This window comes from Delftia sp. WSY_22, from assembly GCF_043104185.1.
GTDB lineage: Bacteria > Pseudomonadota > Gammaproteobacteria > Burkholderiales > Burkholderiaceae_C > Comamonas > Comamonas tsuruhatensis.
This window is the reverse complement of sequence record NZ_JBICKN010000059.1, coordinates 409,619-423,361: the sequence shown is the minus strand read 5'-3', so window position 1 is coordinate 423,361 and position 13,743 is coordinate 409,619. Positions and strand designations below refer to the sequence as shown.

The 13,743-nt window shown below is 65.7% G+C and carries 11 protein-coding genes and 1 tRNA gene; 8 read left to right on the top strand and 4 right to left on the bottom strand.

What is annotated here, in order from left to right:
* Positions 1–78: 78 nt before the first annotated feature.
* Positions 79–816 carry a two-component system response regulator OmpR gene (ompR, locus tag ACF8NF_RS27630; RefSeq protein WP_017404718.1) on the bottom strand — a complete coding sequence of 246 codons (738 nt, stop codon included), beginning with the start codon at positions 814–816 and terminating at the stop codon, positions 79–81.
* 305 nt (positions 817–1,121) lie between these two features.
* Here ompR and ACF8NF_RS27625 point away from each other — a divergent pair, with 305 nt between their 5' ends.
* Positions 1,122–1,868: an SIMPL domain-containing protein gene (locus tag ACF8NF_RS27625; protein WP_046988371.1), complete on the top strand. Its 747-nt coding sequence runs from the start codon at positions 1,122–1,124 to the stop codon at positions 1,866–1,868.
* 73 nt (positions 1,869–1,941) lie between these two features.
* On the opposite strand, the gene ACF8NF_RS27620 is transcribed toward ACF8NF_RS27625, so the two are convergent.
* Positions 1,942–2,736: a 3-hydroxybutyrate dehydrogenase gene (locus ACF8NF_RS27620; RefSeq protein ID WP_016445272.1), complete on the bottom strand. Its 795-nt coding sequence runs from the start codon at positions 2,734–2,736 to the stop codon at positions 1,942–1,944.
* A 177-nt stretch (positions 2,737–2,913) separates the two neighbouring features.
* Between ACF8NF_RS27620 and ACF8NF_RS27615 the strand changes: the two genes are divergently transcribed.
* The 3 genes from ACF8NF_RS27615 (at position 2,914) to ACF8NF_RS27605 (ending at position 6,203) form a co-directional block, all read left to right on the top strand.
* Complete coding sequence (locus tag ACF8NF_RS27615; protein WP_034363128.1) at positions 2,914–3,813, top strand: alpha/beta fold hydrolase; 900 nt, start codon at positions 2,914–2,916, stop codon at positions 3,811–3,813.
* Positions 3,810–6,059 carry a bifunctional (p)ppGpp synthetase/guanosine-3',5'-bis(diphosphate) 3'-pyrophosphohydrolase gene (locus tag ACF8NF_RS27610; RefSeq protein WP_016445274.1) on the top strand — a complete coding sequence of 750 codons (2,250 nt, stop codon included), beginning with the start codon at positions 3,810–3,812 and terminating at the stop codon, positions 6,057–6,059. The genes ACF8NF_RS27615 and ACF8NF_RS27610 overlap by 4 nt, the downstream gene beginning before the upstream one ends.
* Before the next feature lie 67 nt (positions 6,060–6,126).
* Positions 6,127–6,203: transfer RNA gene (locus ACF8NF_RS27605), tRNA-Val, on the top strand.
* A gap of 146 nt (positions 6,204–6,349) precedes the next feature.
* On the opposite strand, the gene speG is transcribed toward ACF8NF_RS27605, so the two are convergent.
* Positions 6,350–6,880 carry a spermidine N1-acetyltransferase gene (speG, locus tag ACF8NF_RS27600; RefSeq protein WP_016445275.1) on the bottom strand — a complete coding sequence of 177 codons (531 nt, stop codon included), beginning with the start codon at positions 6,878–6,880 and terminating at the stop codon, positions 6,350–6,352.
* A 4-nt stretch (positions 6,881–6,884) separates the two neighbouring features.
* Positions 6,885–7,565 (bottom strand): TetR/AcrR family transcriptional regulator, encoded by a 681-nt coding sequence (locus tag ACF8NF_RS27595; RefSeq protein ID WP_016445276.1) that lies wholly within the window; start codon positions 7,563–7,565, stop codon positions 6,885–6,887.
* Between the two features lie 324 nt (positions 7,566–7,889).
* On the opposite strand from ACF8NF_RS27595, the gene ACF8NF_RS27590 reads away from it, so the two are divergent.
* From ACF8NF_RS27590 to hydA, 4 genes are all read left to right on the top strand, one after another.
* Positions 7,890–9,257 (top strand): NAD(P)-dependent oxidoreductase, encoded by a 1,368-nt coding sequence (locus ACF8NF_RS27590; protein WP_392451655.1) that lies wholly within the window; start codon positions 7,890–7,892, stop codon positions 9,255–9,257.
* Between the two features lie 34 nt (positions 9,258–9,291).
* Positions 9,292–10,611 carry an NAD-dependent dihydropyrimidine dehydrogenase subunit PreA gene (preA, locus tag ACF8NF_RS27585; RefSeq protein ID WP_013803150.1) on the top strand — a complete coding sequence of 440 codons (1,320 nt, stop codon included), beginning with the start codon at positions 9,292–9,294 and terminating at the stop codon, positions 10,609–10,611.
* Positions 10,612–10,743: 132 nt separating this feature from the next.
* Entirely contained in the window at positions 10,744–12,237 is a 1,494-nt protein-coding gene (locus tag ACF8NF_RS27580; protein ID WP_016445279.1) for an NCS1 family nucleobase:cation symporter-1, read from the top strand.
* 30 nt (positions 12,238–12,267) lie between these two features.
* A complete protein-coding gene (gene hydA, locus ACF8NF_RS27575; protein ID WP_392451654.1) occupies positions 12,268–13,728 on the top strand; it encodes a dihydropyrimidinase in 1,461 nt (486 codons plus the stop codon).
* Positions 13,729–13,743 lie beyond the last annotated feature (15 nt).

Below are 13,743 nucleotides of genomic sequence, written 5' to 3'. Positions count from 1 at the left end.
CTCGCGGCGAGGGCGTCGTCCCCCTCCCGCGGAGCGAGAGAGGGGGAAGGCGCGCAGCGCCTCAGGGGGTGATGCATTTCAGTTCGCGCCGTCCGGTACGAACACATAGCCGACGCCCCAGACCGTCTGGATGTAGCGCGGAGCGGCGGCATCTTCCTCGATCAGCTTGCGCAGGCGCGAGACCTGCACGTCCAGGCTGCGGTCGAAGGGCTCGAACTCGCGGCCGCGCGCCAGCAGGGCCAGCTTCTCGCGCGACAGCGGCTGGCGCGGGTGGCGCACCAGGGCCTTGAGCATGGCGAATTCGCCCGTGGTCAGCGGCAGTTCCTCGCCGTTCTTTTGCAGCACGCGCGTGCCCAGGTCGAAGGTGAAGGGGCCGAAGCTCACCACCTCGTTGTCGCCGGAAGGCGCGCCCGGCGCTTCCTGCGGCGGCCGGCGGCGCAGCACGGCATGGATGCGGGCCAGCAGTTCGCGCGGGTTGAAGGGCTTGCCCAGGTAGTCGTCGGCGCCCACTTCCAGGCCCACGATGCGGTCCACATCCTCGCCCTTGGCGGTCAGCATGATGATGGGCGTGCGGTCGTTGGCCGAGCGCAGGCGGCGGCAGATGGACAGGCCATCTTCGCCGGGCATCATCAGGTCAAGCACGATCAGATCCACCGTTTCGCGCAGCAGGATGCGGTTCAGCGCCTTGCCATCTTCGGCAATCATGATCTCGAAGCCTTCCTGCGTCAGGTAGCGGCGCAGCAGGTCGCGGATGCGCGCATCGTCATCCACCACCAGGATCTTGTCGGTGCGGTTGGTCGTAGTGGCCATGTTCATCCTCGGTCGGTCATTTGTAACAGCCGCCATTGTTACCAGCTTGCGCCGAAAAGTCTGGACAAACCCCCGAAATATTGCCGTGTGTTACAGATGTTGCGTTTAAATTTAGAACGGAAAATGTGTCTTTAGAATATTTAACTATGGGTTTTCCATCCTGATGCATTTATCGTTGCAATAATGTTGTCAATGGAGGAGCCGGCAGGCCTGCTTGGCTCCACACCTGTCACCATCTGGCGGCATGCCGTAGCGAAAGGGCGGCATGCAGTTGTATCCCTGAACTACCTTTCATTTCAAAGGGTGAACGCATGAGCAAGCTTTCCAAACAGCTGTCCCGCCCCTGGGTCAAGTCCGTGGTCGCGGCCACTGCGCTGGCCTGTGCCAGCGGTGCCTGGGCGCAGAACGCCGGCACGGCGCCGGCACAGCCTGCCAACGTGGTGCAGTTGTCTGCAGAAGGCTCGGTGGACGTGGTGCAGGACCTGCTGACCGCCACCTTGTCGGCCACGCGCGAAGGGCGTGATGCCGCCGCGGTCCAGTCCCAGCTGCAGAAGGTGGTCGAGGCCGCCATGGCCGTGACCAAGCGCAGCGCCCAGCCGGGCCAGATGGATGTGAGCACCGGCAGCTTCGGCATCTATCCGCGCTATGGCAAGGACAACAAGGTGGAAGGCTGGCAGGGCCGCGCCGAGATTCTTCTGCAGGGCCGCGACTTCGCGCGCATCACGCAGACGGCGGCCCAGGTGCAGGACATGACGCTGTCGCAGGTGGGCTTCGGCCTGTCGCGCGAGGCCCGTGAAAAGGTCGAGGGCGAGGCCCAGGCCAAGGCCATCGAACAGTTCAAGCAGCGCGCCTCCACGCTGTCCAAGAGCTTCGGCTTTGCCAACTACAGCCTGCGCGAGGTCAACGTGAGCAGCAGCGATACCTCGGTGCCCATGCCGCGTCCGCGCATGATGGCCATGTCCGCCAAGGCCGCTGGCGCGGAAATGGATGCCGTGTCCGTGGAAGCGGGCAAGGCGCAGGTGATGGTCCACGTGTCGGGCTCGGTGCAGATGTACTGAGCAGGCGTGGGCCGCCCATGAAAAAAGGAGCGCCGTGGCGCTCCTTTTTTGACGTGAACCGGTGCTGGCGCGCTTACTGCGCAGCCCAGCCGCCATCCATGTTCCAGGCCACGCCGCGCACGTTGGCTGCGGCGGGCGAGCAGAAGAACACCGCCAGTTCGCCCAGTTCCTCGGGCGTGGTGAACTGCATGGAGGGCTCTTTCTCGCCCAGCAGCAGCTTCTTGGCTTCTTCGTTGCTGATGCCGTGCTGCTCGGCCTTGGCGTCCACCTGCTTTTGCACCAGTGGCGTCAGCACCCAGCCGGGGCAGATGGCGTTGCAGGTGATGCCGGAGGTGGCGTTCTCCAGCGCCGTGACCTTGGTCAGCCCGACAATGCCGTGCTTGGCCGCCACGTAGGCAGACTTCTGCGCCGAACCCACCAGGCCGTGCACCGAGGCCACGTTGATGATCCGGCCCCAGCCCTTGCCGCCATCGGCCGCCTGCATCATGGGCAGGACCAGGCGCGAGGTGTGGAAGGCGCTGGACAGGTTGATGGCGATGATGGCGTCCCAGCGCTCGGGCGGGAAGTCTTCCACGCGCGCCACGTGCTGGATGCCGGCATTGTTCACGAGGATGTCGATCTGGCCGAAATTGCGCACGCTGTACTGGACCATGTCCTCGATGTCCGCCACGCGGCTCATGTCGGCGCCGTGATAGGCGACCTGGGCGCCGGCGGCCTGGCCTGCGGCCAGCACTTCGGCACGGGGGCCGTCCACATCGCCGAAACCATTGAGCACGATATTGGCGCCCTGGCGGGCCAGCGCCTTCGCGATCCCGAGGCCGATGCCGCTGGTCGAGCCGGTCACGAGGGCGGTCTTGCCTTTCAACATAGAGAGTCTCCGAATGAATGTACGATGCAACACAGCCATTATCGGCGCCGGCTCCGCGAATGCGTTTCCATGAATCATCCTACGCTGAACTACGTATCCTGCCCGGGGGTTGCCGGGCGTGCCTCACCCTGGAGCCGTACTGCCAGCCCGGCTGCTCAAGAGAATGCTTCGCACCACATGGCTTATTGGGAATGGAATCGCACCGGCGATCCGCACCATCCCCATGTCGTGGTCTGCGTGCACGGCCTTTCGCGCCAGGGGCGTGACTTCGACGCGTTGGCCGAGCGGCTCAGCGAACGTGCCCGCGTGATCTGCCCCGACGTGGTCGGGCGTGGCGAAAGCGACTGGCTGCAGGATCCGGCCGCCTACCAGGTGCCTCTTTATGCAGCCGACATGCTGGCCTTGCTGGCCCAGGTGCATGCGCAGGCGCCTGTCGAACAATTGGATTGGGTGGGCACCAGCATGGGCGGGCTGATCGGCATGGCGCTTGCGGGCCAGCCGGGGCTGCCGCTGCCGGCGCCCATCCGCAGGCTGGTGCTCAACGATGTGGGGCCTGTCATCGAGTGGTCTGCCCTGGAGCGCATAGGTCAGTACCTGGGCAAGGGCGTGCATTTTGAAAATCTTGAGCAGGCAGCCCATGCGCTGCTCTTGATTTCCGAAGGCTTCGGCCCACATAGCGAAGGGCAATGGTTGCGATTGACGCGACCTATGATGCGGCCGGCCGCCGGTGGCGGCCTTGTCCTGCACTATGACCCTCAGATTGCGGTGCCCCTGCAGCACATGACGCGCGAGATGGCCCAGGCCGGCGAAGCGCTGCTGTGGCAGCTGTATGACCAGATCAAGGCACGCGTCTTGCTAGTTCGTGGTGCGCAGTCCGATCTGCTGACGGCGGCCACGGCACAGGGCATGGCGCAGCGCGGCCCGAAGGCGCATTGCGTGGAATTTGAAGGGGTGGGGCATGCGCCCACCTTCGTCGCAGCAGGGCAGGTGGCCTTGCTGTGCCGGTTCTTATGGGGAGAAGAGCGCTTGCCAAGCACCATGAATCTTGCCGAGCAGGCCAGGGAGAGTGACGAATGAAGACTGCCAGCAGCGAGGCCGCCGTGCAGGCGCCTTCGCCCGGCGCAGCCGCGCCGGGCCAGGTGCCGTCGGTGCTGCCGCACCTGATCACGGCCACGTCGCAGACCCTGCCCGAACAGGTCAACGCGCTGGCGCGCGCGCGCAGCTTTGCCGAGCCGCTGATCGCCACCGAGACCATGGAGTCCGGTGAGAACACCATGGCCCATGCCGATGCGGTGGCTGCCATCCTCAAGACCATCGGCGGCTCCGAAACCATGCAGGCGGCGATCTATCTGGTGCATGCCAGCGTGCACCTCAATCGCCCGCAGGAAGTGATCGCCAAGGCCTTTGGCGAGAATTTCGCCACCCTGGCCGTGGAAACCAACAAGCTCATGCGCGTGCAGGAGCAGGCGCGCGGCGCCGAGCTGGGCGGCCAGTACCTGGACGATGAGGCCACGCAGACCGAGAACGTGCGCAAGATGCTGCTGGGTTTCTCGCGCGACCTGCGCGTGGTGCTGCTGCGGCTGGCGTCGCGCCTGCAGACGCTGCGCTACTACGCAGCCAGCAAGCGCCCGGTCTCGCCCGGCATTGCGCGCGAGGCGCTGACGGTGTTTGCGCCGCTGGCCAACCGGCTGGGCATCTGGCAGATCAAGTGGGAGCTGGAGGATCTGTCCCTGCGCTTCCTTGAGCCCGAGACCTACCGCGAAGTGGCCCGCCTGCTCGATGAAAAGCGCGTTGAGCGCGAAGCCTATATGGAGCAGATGCGCGCACGGCTGGAGGCCGACCTGCGCGCGCACAGCATCAGCGCCACCGTGCAAGGCAGGCCCAAGCACATCTACAGCATCGTCAAGAAGATGCGAGGCAAGTCGCTGAACTTCGACCAGGTCTTCGACATCCGCGCCATGCGTGTCGTCGTGCCCACGATCAAGGACTGCTACGCCACCCTGTCCTGGGTGCATGAGCAGTTCACGCCCATCGAGGCGGAATTCGACGACTACATCGCCAAGCCCAAGCCCAACGGCTACCAGTCGCTGCACACCGTGGTGCGCGACGAGACGGGCCGCGCCATCGAGATCCAGATCCGCACCCAGGCCATGCACGACCATGCCGAGCACGGCGTGGCCGCCCACTGGGCCTACAAGGAGGCGGGCACCAAGGGATACGCGGGTGTCACGGCCAGCAGCGAGTACGACGCCAAGATCGCCGTGCTGCGCCAGTTGCTGGCCTGGGGCAGCGACCTGGCGGGCGCCCACCATCGGGGCCTGTTCGAGGACCGCATCTACGTGCTCACTCCCGATGCGGCCGTCATCGAGCTGCCGCAGGGCGCGACGCCCGTGGATTTCGCCTATTCGGTGCACACCAGCCTGGGGCACCGCTGCCGCGGTGCGCGCGTGGACGGCGCCATGGTGCCGCTGAACACGCCGCTGCAAAACGGCCAGACCGTGGAGATCACCACGGTCAAGGAGGGGCGCCCCTCGCGCGACTGGCTCAACGCCGACCTCGGCTACCTGACCAGCAACCGTGCCAAGGCCAAGGTGCGTGCCTGGTTCAATGCCCAGGCCACGCACGAGACCGTGGCGCGCGGCCGCGAGGCGGTCGAGAAACTGCTGCAGCGCGAGGGCAAGACGGCCGTCAAGCTGGAGGAGCTGGCCGTTCAGCTCGGCTTCAAATCGGCCGATGCCTTGTTCGAAGTCGTCGGCAAGGATGAATACTCGCTGCGCAACATCGAGACCGTGCTGCGACCGGCCGAGGCGGAGGAGGAAGTCGAGGAATTCTCCCCGGTGCGCAAGGCACGTGGCACGGACTCGCCCAAGGGCGGCGTGCTGGTCGTGGGCGTGGATTCGCTGATGACGCAGTTGGCCAAGTGCTGCAAGCCTGCGCCGCCGGACGACATCCGGGGCTTTGTCACGCGCGGCAAGGGCGTGAGCGTGCACCGCTGCGACTGCTCCAACTTCCGTGAAATGGCAGCGCGCAATTCCGAGCGCGTGATCGACGTGGCCTGGGGCCAGCCCAAGGCGGCGGCCGTGGCCTCGGCCGTCTACCCGGTCGATGTGTCCGTGGAAGCGGCCGACCGGCAGGGCCTGCTGCGCGATATCTCCGAAGTCTTTGCGCGGGAGAAGACCAATGTCATCGGCGTGCAGACCCAATCCGTCAAGGGAACGGCCTGGATGACCTTCACCGTGGAAGTGGCCGATTCCGGTCGCCTCAACAAGGTGCTGGGTATCGTGGCCGCCGTGGCGGGCGTGCGTTCGGCACGGCGGCGCTGAGCCTGTTCGGGTATTTTTGCCGGAGTCCTGGAAAACCCGTGCTAGAATCACTTTCTCGAACAAACACAGGCGCGTAGCTCAGCTGGTTAGAGCACCACCTTGACATGGTGGGGGTCGTTGGTTCGAGTCCAATCGCGCCTACCAATTTTCCATTGCCAGATGGAATGCAAAAAGCCTTCTGATCACTCAGAAGGCTTTTTTGTTTGGTTTTTTTGTTTGTGCGCCCGCCCACGATGGGGAGACTTGCCGGTCAAGGAGGCGGGCAGGGCCCGCGCTCCTCTGTCAGGAGGTCAGGTGCCGACTCCGGCCTGTGCCTGCAGGTAGTCGTTTTGCAGCAGGTACATGCGGATGGCGTTGCGGTACTGGCCGTTGGCGAAGAACTCGTCGATCAGCACGCCTTCCTGCACGAATCCTATGCGCGCGTAGATGTGGATGGCCTTCTCGTTCTCCTGGTCCACATGGAGAAAGATCTTGTGCAGGTTGAGCGTCTTGAAGCCATAGTCCAGCGCCAGCCGCGTTGCCTGGGCTGCGATGCCCTGGCCCTGCTGCTCGGGGGCGATGATGATCTGGAATTCGGCGCGCCGGTGGATCAGGTCGATCTCCACCAGCTCGACGAGACCGGCGCGATCGCCCTGGTGCTCGACGATGAAGCGGCGCTCGGTCTGGTCGTGCACGTGGGCGTCGTAGAGCGCGGAAAGCTCGTCGAAGGTCTCGTAAGGCTCCTCGAACCAGTAGCGCATGATGGCGGCATTGTTGTTGAGCAGATGCACGGAGCGCAGATCTTCGCGCTCCAGGGGTCTCAGGCGGATGCTGTGATTCATGCGCTCATTGTGCGAGAGCCGCGGTATCCGGCTGCAGGCCACGGATTACCAGCCGATAGATCAGATCGGCCGCCGTGTCGTAGTCGTCGGCGGTCAGTTCCGGCCGGCCCAGCAGCAGCGCGAACTGGGCCTGCTGGTCGGCGTAGGCCTGGGTCACGGACCAGAGGATGAACATCAGGTGGGTGAAATCCACGCGGGCAATCTTGCCCTGCGCCACCCAGCGCTCGAAGGCCTGCACGTCGGCTGCCAGCGCCGGGCCTACCTGGCTCGATATGGCCTGTCCGAAGCGGGGCGCGCCGGCCATCACCTCGCGCGTGAAGACACGGGAGCCATGGGGCCGCTCGCGCGAGGACTGCAGCTTGGCCCGGATGTAGATGCGCAAGGCCTCCGCCGGGTCGTCGCCGCGCAGCAGGTCGGACATGCCGGCCAGCCACTGCGTCAGCACATCGCCCAGCACGCGCAGGTACAGCTCCTCCTTGCTGGCGAAGTAGTACAGCAGGTTGTGGCGGCTGAGGCCGGCGTCGTGCGCGATCAGTTCCAGCGATGCGCCTTCGAAGCCGTATTGCGCAAAGTGCAGTTCGGCCGTCTGCAGGATGTTCAGCTCCTTGCGCAGCCGTGCAGCGGTGGGCTTGCGCGTGGCCGATCGGGCCTGGGGGGAGGGCGCATTGTCAGAAAGGGTTGCCATTGCGCAGATGGTAAGTGGAGATAAGTGGCGCCATTTTGGTGCGATTGTCTGGCATCTTTCTTGCTGACGACTTTCTGGGTGATTTTACTGATTGGTAAATTTTTTCACCCGCGTAAATTCCGTTCCACCCCCAGTGCGCCCGACAAGAGGCGTCACTTGCACATGCGAGGACCACGATGAAACCTCCGAAGACTGTGTTGCTGGATCCGGGGCCTTGCAGGAGTTCCTCCTGCGGGCCGCCTTGCGTTGTCCGAGATGGCCCGGCATGGCCCTGCATGCCGTGTCCCCCTTCACGCCCTCAATCCTGACTCTGGAGGATGCACCATGGATAGCCCCGCGCAACGCGCCTGCGGCATTGCCGCCGGCCGCCTGAACCTGGCCGACTACGCGGCCAATTTCTCCGACGCCCACCCCCCGCTGAACCGCGCCCAGGCCCTGATTGAGGCCGAGCGCTGCTACTACTGCTATGACGCGCCGTGCACCACGGCCTGCCCCACCAGCATCGATGTGCCGGCCTTCATCGCCCGCATCGCCCAGGACAACGTCCGTGGCGCGGCGCGCGAGATCCTGACGGCCAACCCGCTGGGCGGCATGTGCTCCCGTGTCTGCCCCACGGAGCAGTTGTGCGAGCAGGCCTGCGTGCGCAACACCCAGGAAGACAAGCCGGTCGAAATTGGTGCACTGCAACGCTATGCGACCGATGCCTTCATGGCCTCCGGTGGTGCACCGCTGTTCCAGCGTGCCGCCGCCACGGGCCGCAAGGTGGCCGTGGTCGGAGCTGGCCCTGCCGGCCTGACATGCGCGCACCAATTGGCGCTGCAGGGCCATGAGGTGGTGCTGTTCGACGCCCGGCCCAAGCTGGGCGGGCTCAATGAATACGGCCTGGCCAGCTACAAGACCCCCGGTGATTTTGCGCAAAAGGAAATCGACTGGCTGCTGTCCGTGGGCGGGATCACGCCGCGCAACAACCAGCGGCTGGGGCGAGATTTCACGCTGGATTCGCTGCTGGCAGAGCATGACGCCGTATTCCTCGGCCTGGGCCTGGCGGGCGTCAATGCGCTGGGCGCGGCCGAGCCGCAGGCCGAAGGCTTGCGCAATGCGGTGGACTTCATTGCCGACATCCGCCAGGCGGCCGACAAATCCACGGTGCCGGTGGGCCGGCGCGTGGTGGTGATCGGCGGCGGCATGACGGCGGTGGATGCGTCCGTGCAGGCCCGGCTGCTGGGGGCCGACGAGGTCACCATGTTCTACCGCCGGGGCAAGGATGCGCTGTCCGCCTCCTGGGTGGAGCAGGAATGGGCGCAGACCCATGGCGTCAACCTGCGGCTGTGGGCCGCGCCCCAGGAGATCCTGGTGCAGGACGGCAAGGTCTGCGGCGTGCGCATGGCCAGCACCCGCATGGAGGGCGACAGGCTGCAGGTGACGCAGGAGGTGTTCGACGTGCCGGCCGACATGGTGCTCAAGGCCATTGGCCAGACCTATGTCGCCACGCCGGCGGGCGCGGCCATTGCCTTGCGTGACGGCCGTATCGACACCGACGACGAAGGCCGCACCAGCGTGCCGCGCGTGTGGGCCGGCGGCGACTGCCGCGCCGGTGGCCAGGACCTGACCGTGCAGGCGGTGGAGCACGGCAAGGTCGCCGCGCGAGCCATGCACCAGGCGCTGACCAGCGCCGTGGCGGCCGGGGTTTGAGCGGCTGTGCCCGCGCTTTTCAAGGAGCATCGACATGGCAGACATCAGCAGCCGCTTTCTGGGCATTTCCAGCCCCAATCCGTTCTGGCTGGCCTCGGCACCGCCCACGGACAAGGAGATCAACGTCACCCGCGCATTCGAGGCCGGCTGGGGCGGCGTGGTGTGGAAGACGCTGGGCGAGGACCCGCATGTGGTCAACGTGAACGGGCCGCGCTACTCCACCCTCATGGCGCAGGACCGGCGCGTGATGGGCCTGAACAACATCGAGCTGATCACCGACCGGCCGCTGCGCACCAACCTGGAGGAAATGACCCGCGTGAAAAAGGCCTGGCCTGACCGCGCGCTGATCGCCTCGCTGATGGTGCCCTGCGTGGAGGAAAGCTGGAAGCGCATCCTGCCCATGGTGGAGGATACCGGCGCCGACGGGCTGGAGCTGAACTTCGGCTGCCCGCACGGCATGAGCGAGCGCGGCATGGGTGCGGCCGTGGGCCAGGTGCCCGAGTACATCCAGATGGTCACGCAGTGGTGCAAGCAGTACAGCCGGCTGCCGGTGATCGTGAAGCTCACGCCCAACATCACCGACGTGCGCTTTCCCGCGCGGGCGGCCAAGGCCGGCGGGGCGGATGCGGTGTCCCTGATCAACACCATCAACTCGCTGATGGGCGTGAACCTGGACACCCTGGTCATGCACCCCAGCACCGACGGCCAGGGCTCGCACGGCGGCTACTGCGGCCCGGCCGTGAAGCCCATCGCCCAGAACATGGTGGCCGAGATCGCGCGCGATCCGCAGACGGCGGGCCTACCCATCTCGGGGATCGGCGGCATCACCACCTGGAAGGACGCGGCCGAATACATCGCGCTGGGATGCGGCAATGTCCAGGTGTGCACGGCGGCCATGGTCTACGGCTTTCGCATCGTGCAGGACATGTGCGACGGGCTGTCCAACTACATGGACGCGCACGGCTTTGCGCGCATCGAGGACTTCCAGGGCCGGGCCGTGCCCACGGTCAGGGACTGGAAGGACCTCAACCTCAACCACATCGACAAGGCCGTCATCAACCAGGACAGCTGCATCCAGTGCGGGCGCTGCCATGTGGCCTGCGAGGACACCTCCCACCAGGCCATCACTTTCAGCAAGGAGGGCGGTGTGCGCCGCTTCGAGGTGGATGACACCGAATGCGTGGGCTGCAACCTGTGCGTGTCCATCTGCCCCGTGCCCGAGTGCATCACCATGCGCAGCCTGCAGCCGGGCGAGGTGGACCCCCGCACCGGCCAGACGGTCACCGGGGAGTATGCGAACTGGACCACGCACCCGAACAACCCCATGCGCCAGGCCGTGACGGCGCAGGGCTAGAGGGGGCATTGCGGCAGGTCGGCGCACGGCCCGCATCCGGGCCGACCTGGCACGAAATGCGCTTGATGGAAACGGTCAGACCCTGGATCAGCAATGGATTGGTGATTTCTCTCTTCGAGAAGGAGCTTCGCAATGTCGCATGCCCCGCATTCCGGTGAGTCCGCAGGCAGCCTGTGGAACCACGACCTCGCACCCACGCTGCCTAGCCAGCGAACGTGGACCTGGTACCACTTCGCCGCCCTGTGGATAGGCATGGTGATGTGCATCCCGGCCTACACGCTGGCCGCCAGCATGATCACGAACGGCATGTCGTGGTCGCAGGCGGTGATGACGGTGTTCCTGGGCAATCTCATCGTACTGATTCCCATGCTGCTCATCGGCCATGCCGGGGCCAGGTACGGCATTCCTTTCGCTGTGCTGGCCCGTGCCTCGTTCGGCACCCACGGCGCCAAGCTGCCGGCCATGCTGCGGGCCCTGGTGGCCTGTGGCTGGTACGGCATCCAGACCTGGTTCGGCGGCATGATGATCTACACCCTGCTGGGCGTGCTGCTGGGCCATCCGCTGGAAGGCGAGAAGATCGCTGGCCTGGGCATCAATGTGGGGCAACTGGTGTGCTTTCTGGTGTTCTGGGCGATCCAGTTCTACTTCGTGGTGCATGGCATCGAGTCCATCCGCAAGCTCGAGACCTGGACAGCGCCGCTCAAGATCCTGATCTGCTTCGTGCTGCTGGGATGGGTCTACCAGAAGGCCGGCGGCTTCGGCCCCATCATGGAGCAGCCTTCGCAGTACGCGCCGGGCGGCCCCAAGGCGGGCCAGTTCATGTCGGTGTTCTGGCCGTCGCTGACGGCCATGGTGGGCTTCTGGGCGACGCTGGCCTTGAACATTCCGGACTTCACGCGCTTTGCCAAGTCGCAGAAGGACCAGGTGGTGGGCCAGGCCATCGGCCTGCCCGTGCCCATGGGGCTGCTGGCCATGCTGGCGGTGGTGGTGACATCGGGCACCGTGGTGATCTACGGCAAGGCCCTGTGGGACCCCGTGGATGTCGCCAGCCGCATGACGGGCGCGGCCGTGCTGATCGCGCTCATCGTGCTGCTGATCGATACCGTGAGCGTGAACCTGGCGGCCAACCTGGTGGGGCCGGCCTATGACTTCTCCGCCCTGGCGCCCAGGAAGATCAGCTACCGCGTGGGCGGCTACATGACGGTGGCCATTGCCATCGTGATGATGCCCTGGAAGATCCTGGAATCGACCGAGGGCTACATCTTCACCTGGCTGATCGGCTACTCGGCCCTGCTGGGGCCGATCGCGGGCATTCTGATGGTGGACTACTTCCTGGTGCGCAAAAAGCAGCTGGTGGTGGAAGACCTGTACAGGGAAGAGGGCGTCTACCGCTACTCCAACGGCTGGAACTGGGTGGCCGTGGCCGCCTTCGCCCTGGGCGTGGCGCCTAACCTGCCCGGCTTCCTGCACGCAGCGTTCCCCGCTGCATTCCCGAACGTGGGTGATTTCTTCAAGCATGCCTATGACTACGCATGGTTCATCGGCCTGTTCATTGCCGGCGTGGTCTACCGCATCGGCATGGCAGGCCAGGTGACCAAGGGCGCGCCCGCGCTGAGCAAGGCATAGGCCGGACCAACCAACAGGAGGCATGACGCTATGGGTCAATCACAGGGTTCGGTATGGGTGCGTGGCGGCACGGTGGTGAATGCAGACCGGCAGGAGAAGGCCGATGTGCTGTGTGTGGATGGGGCGATCGCGGCCGTGGGGCCGGATGTGGCGGCCCTGGTGCCGGGCGGGGCGCAGGTGATCGATGCCTCGGGGCAGTTCGTCATGCCCGGCGGCATCGATCCGCACACCCACATGCAACTGCCCTTCATGGGCACGGTCACGGCCGATGACTTCTACACCGGCACGGCGGCGGCGCTGGCCGGTGGCACGACCAGCATCATCGACTTCGTCATTCCCGATCCGCAGGAGCCGCTGCTGGACGCCTACCGCAAATGGCGCGGCTGGGCCGAGAAGGCTGCGGCCGACTACTCCTTCCATGTGGCCGTCACCTGGTGGAGCGACAGCGTCCATGCCGACATGGGCACGCTGGTGCGCGAGGAGGGCATCAACAGCTTCAAGCACTTCATGGCCTACAAGAACGCCATCATGTGCGACGACGAAACCCTGGTGAACAGCTTCAAGCGCGCGCTGGAGCTGGGCGCCATGCCCACGGTGCATGCCGAAAACGGCGAGCTGGTCTACCTTCTGCAGCAGGAAGTGGCCAAGATGGGCATCACCGGGCCCGAGGGCCATCCGCTGGCCCGCCCGCCCATGGTGGAGGCCGAGGCGGCCAACCGGGCCATCGCCATCGCCGGCGTGCTGGGCGTGCCCATCTATGTTGTGCATGTCAGCTGCACCGAGGCGGCGCAGGCCATTGCCGCGGCCCGTGCGCGCGGCCAGCGCGTGTATGGCGAGGTGCTGGCCGGCCATCTGGTGATCGACGAAAGCGTGTACCGCGACCCCGACTTCGCCAAGGCGGCCGCCCACGTGATGAGCCCGCCCTTCCGGGCCAAGGGCCACCAGGAGGCCTTGTGGCAGGGCCTGCAGTCGGGCCAACTGCACACCACGGCCACCGACCATTGCACCTTCTGCGCCGCGCAGAAAGCCATGGGCCGGGACAACTTCGCCAAGATCCCCAACGGCACCGGCGGCGTGGAGGAGCGCCTGGCCGTGATCTGGGATGCGGGCGTGAACACCGGCCGGCTGACGCCCAGCGAATTCGTGGCCATCACCTCGGCCAACACGGCCAAGCTTTTCAACATCTATCCGCGCAAGGGCCTGGTCTGCGTGGGCGCCGATGCCGATCTGGTCGTATGGGACCCTGCTGCCACGCACACCCTGTCGGTCAAGACCCAGCATTCCAAGGGCGACTACAACATCTTCGAGGGGCGCACCGTGCAAGGCATGCCCAGCCACACCATCAGCCAGGGCGTGGTGGCCTATGCGCAGGGCGATCTGCGTGCCGAGAAGGGCAAGGGGCGCTATATCAAGCGCCCGGCCTTCGGCCCCAACTTCGACGCGGTGCAGCGCCGCGCCGCCACGCTGCAGCCCACGGCCGTGGCGCGCTGAAGCCGGCATGACAAG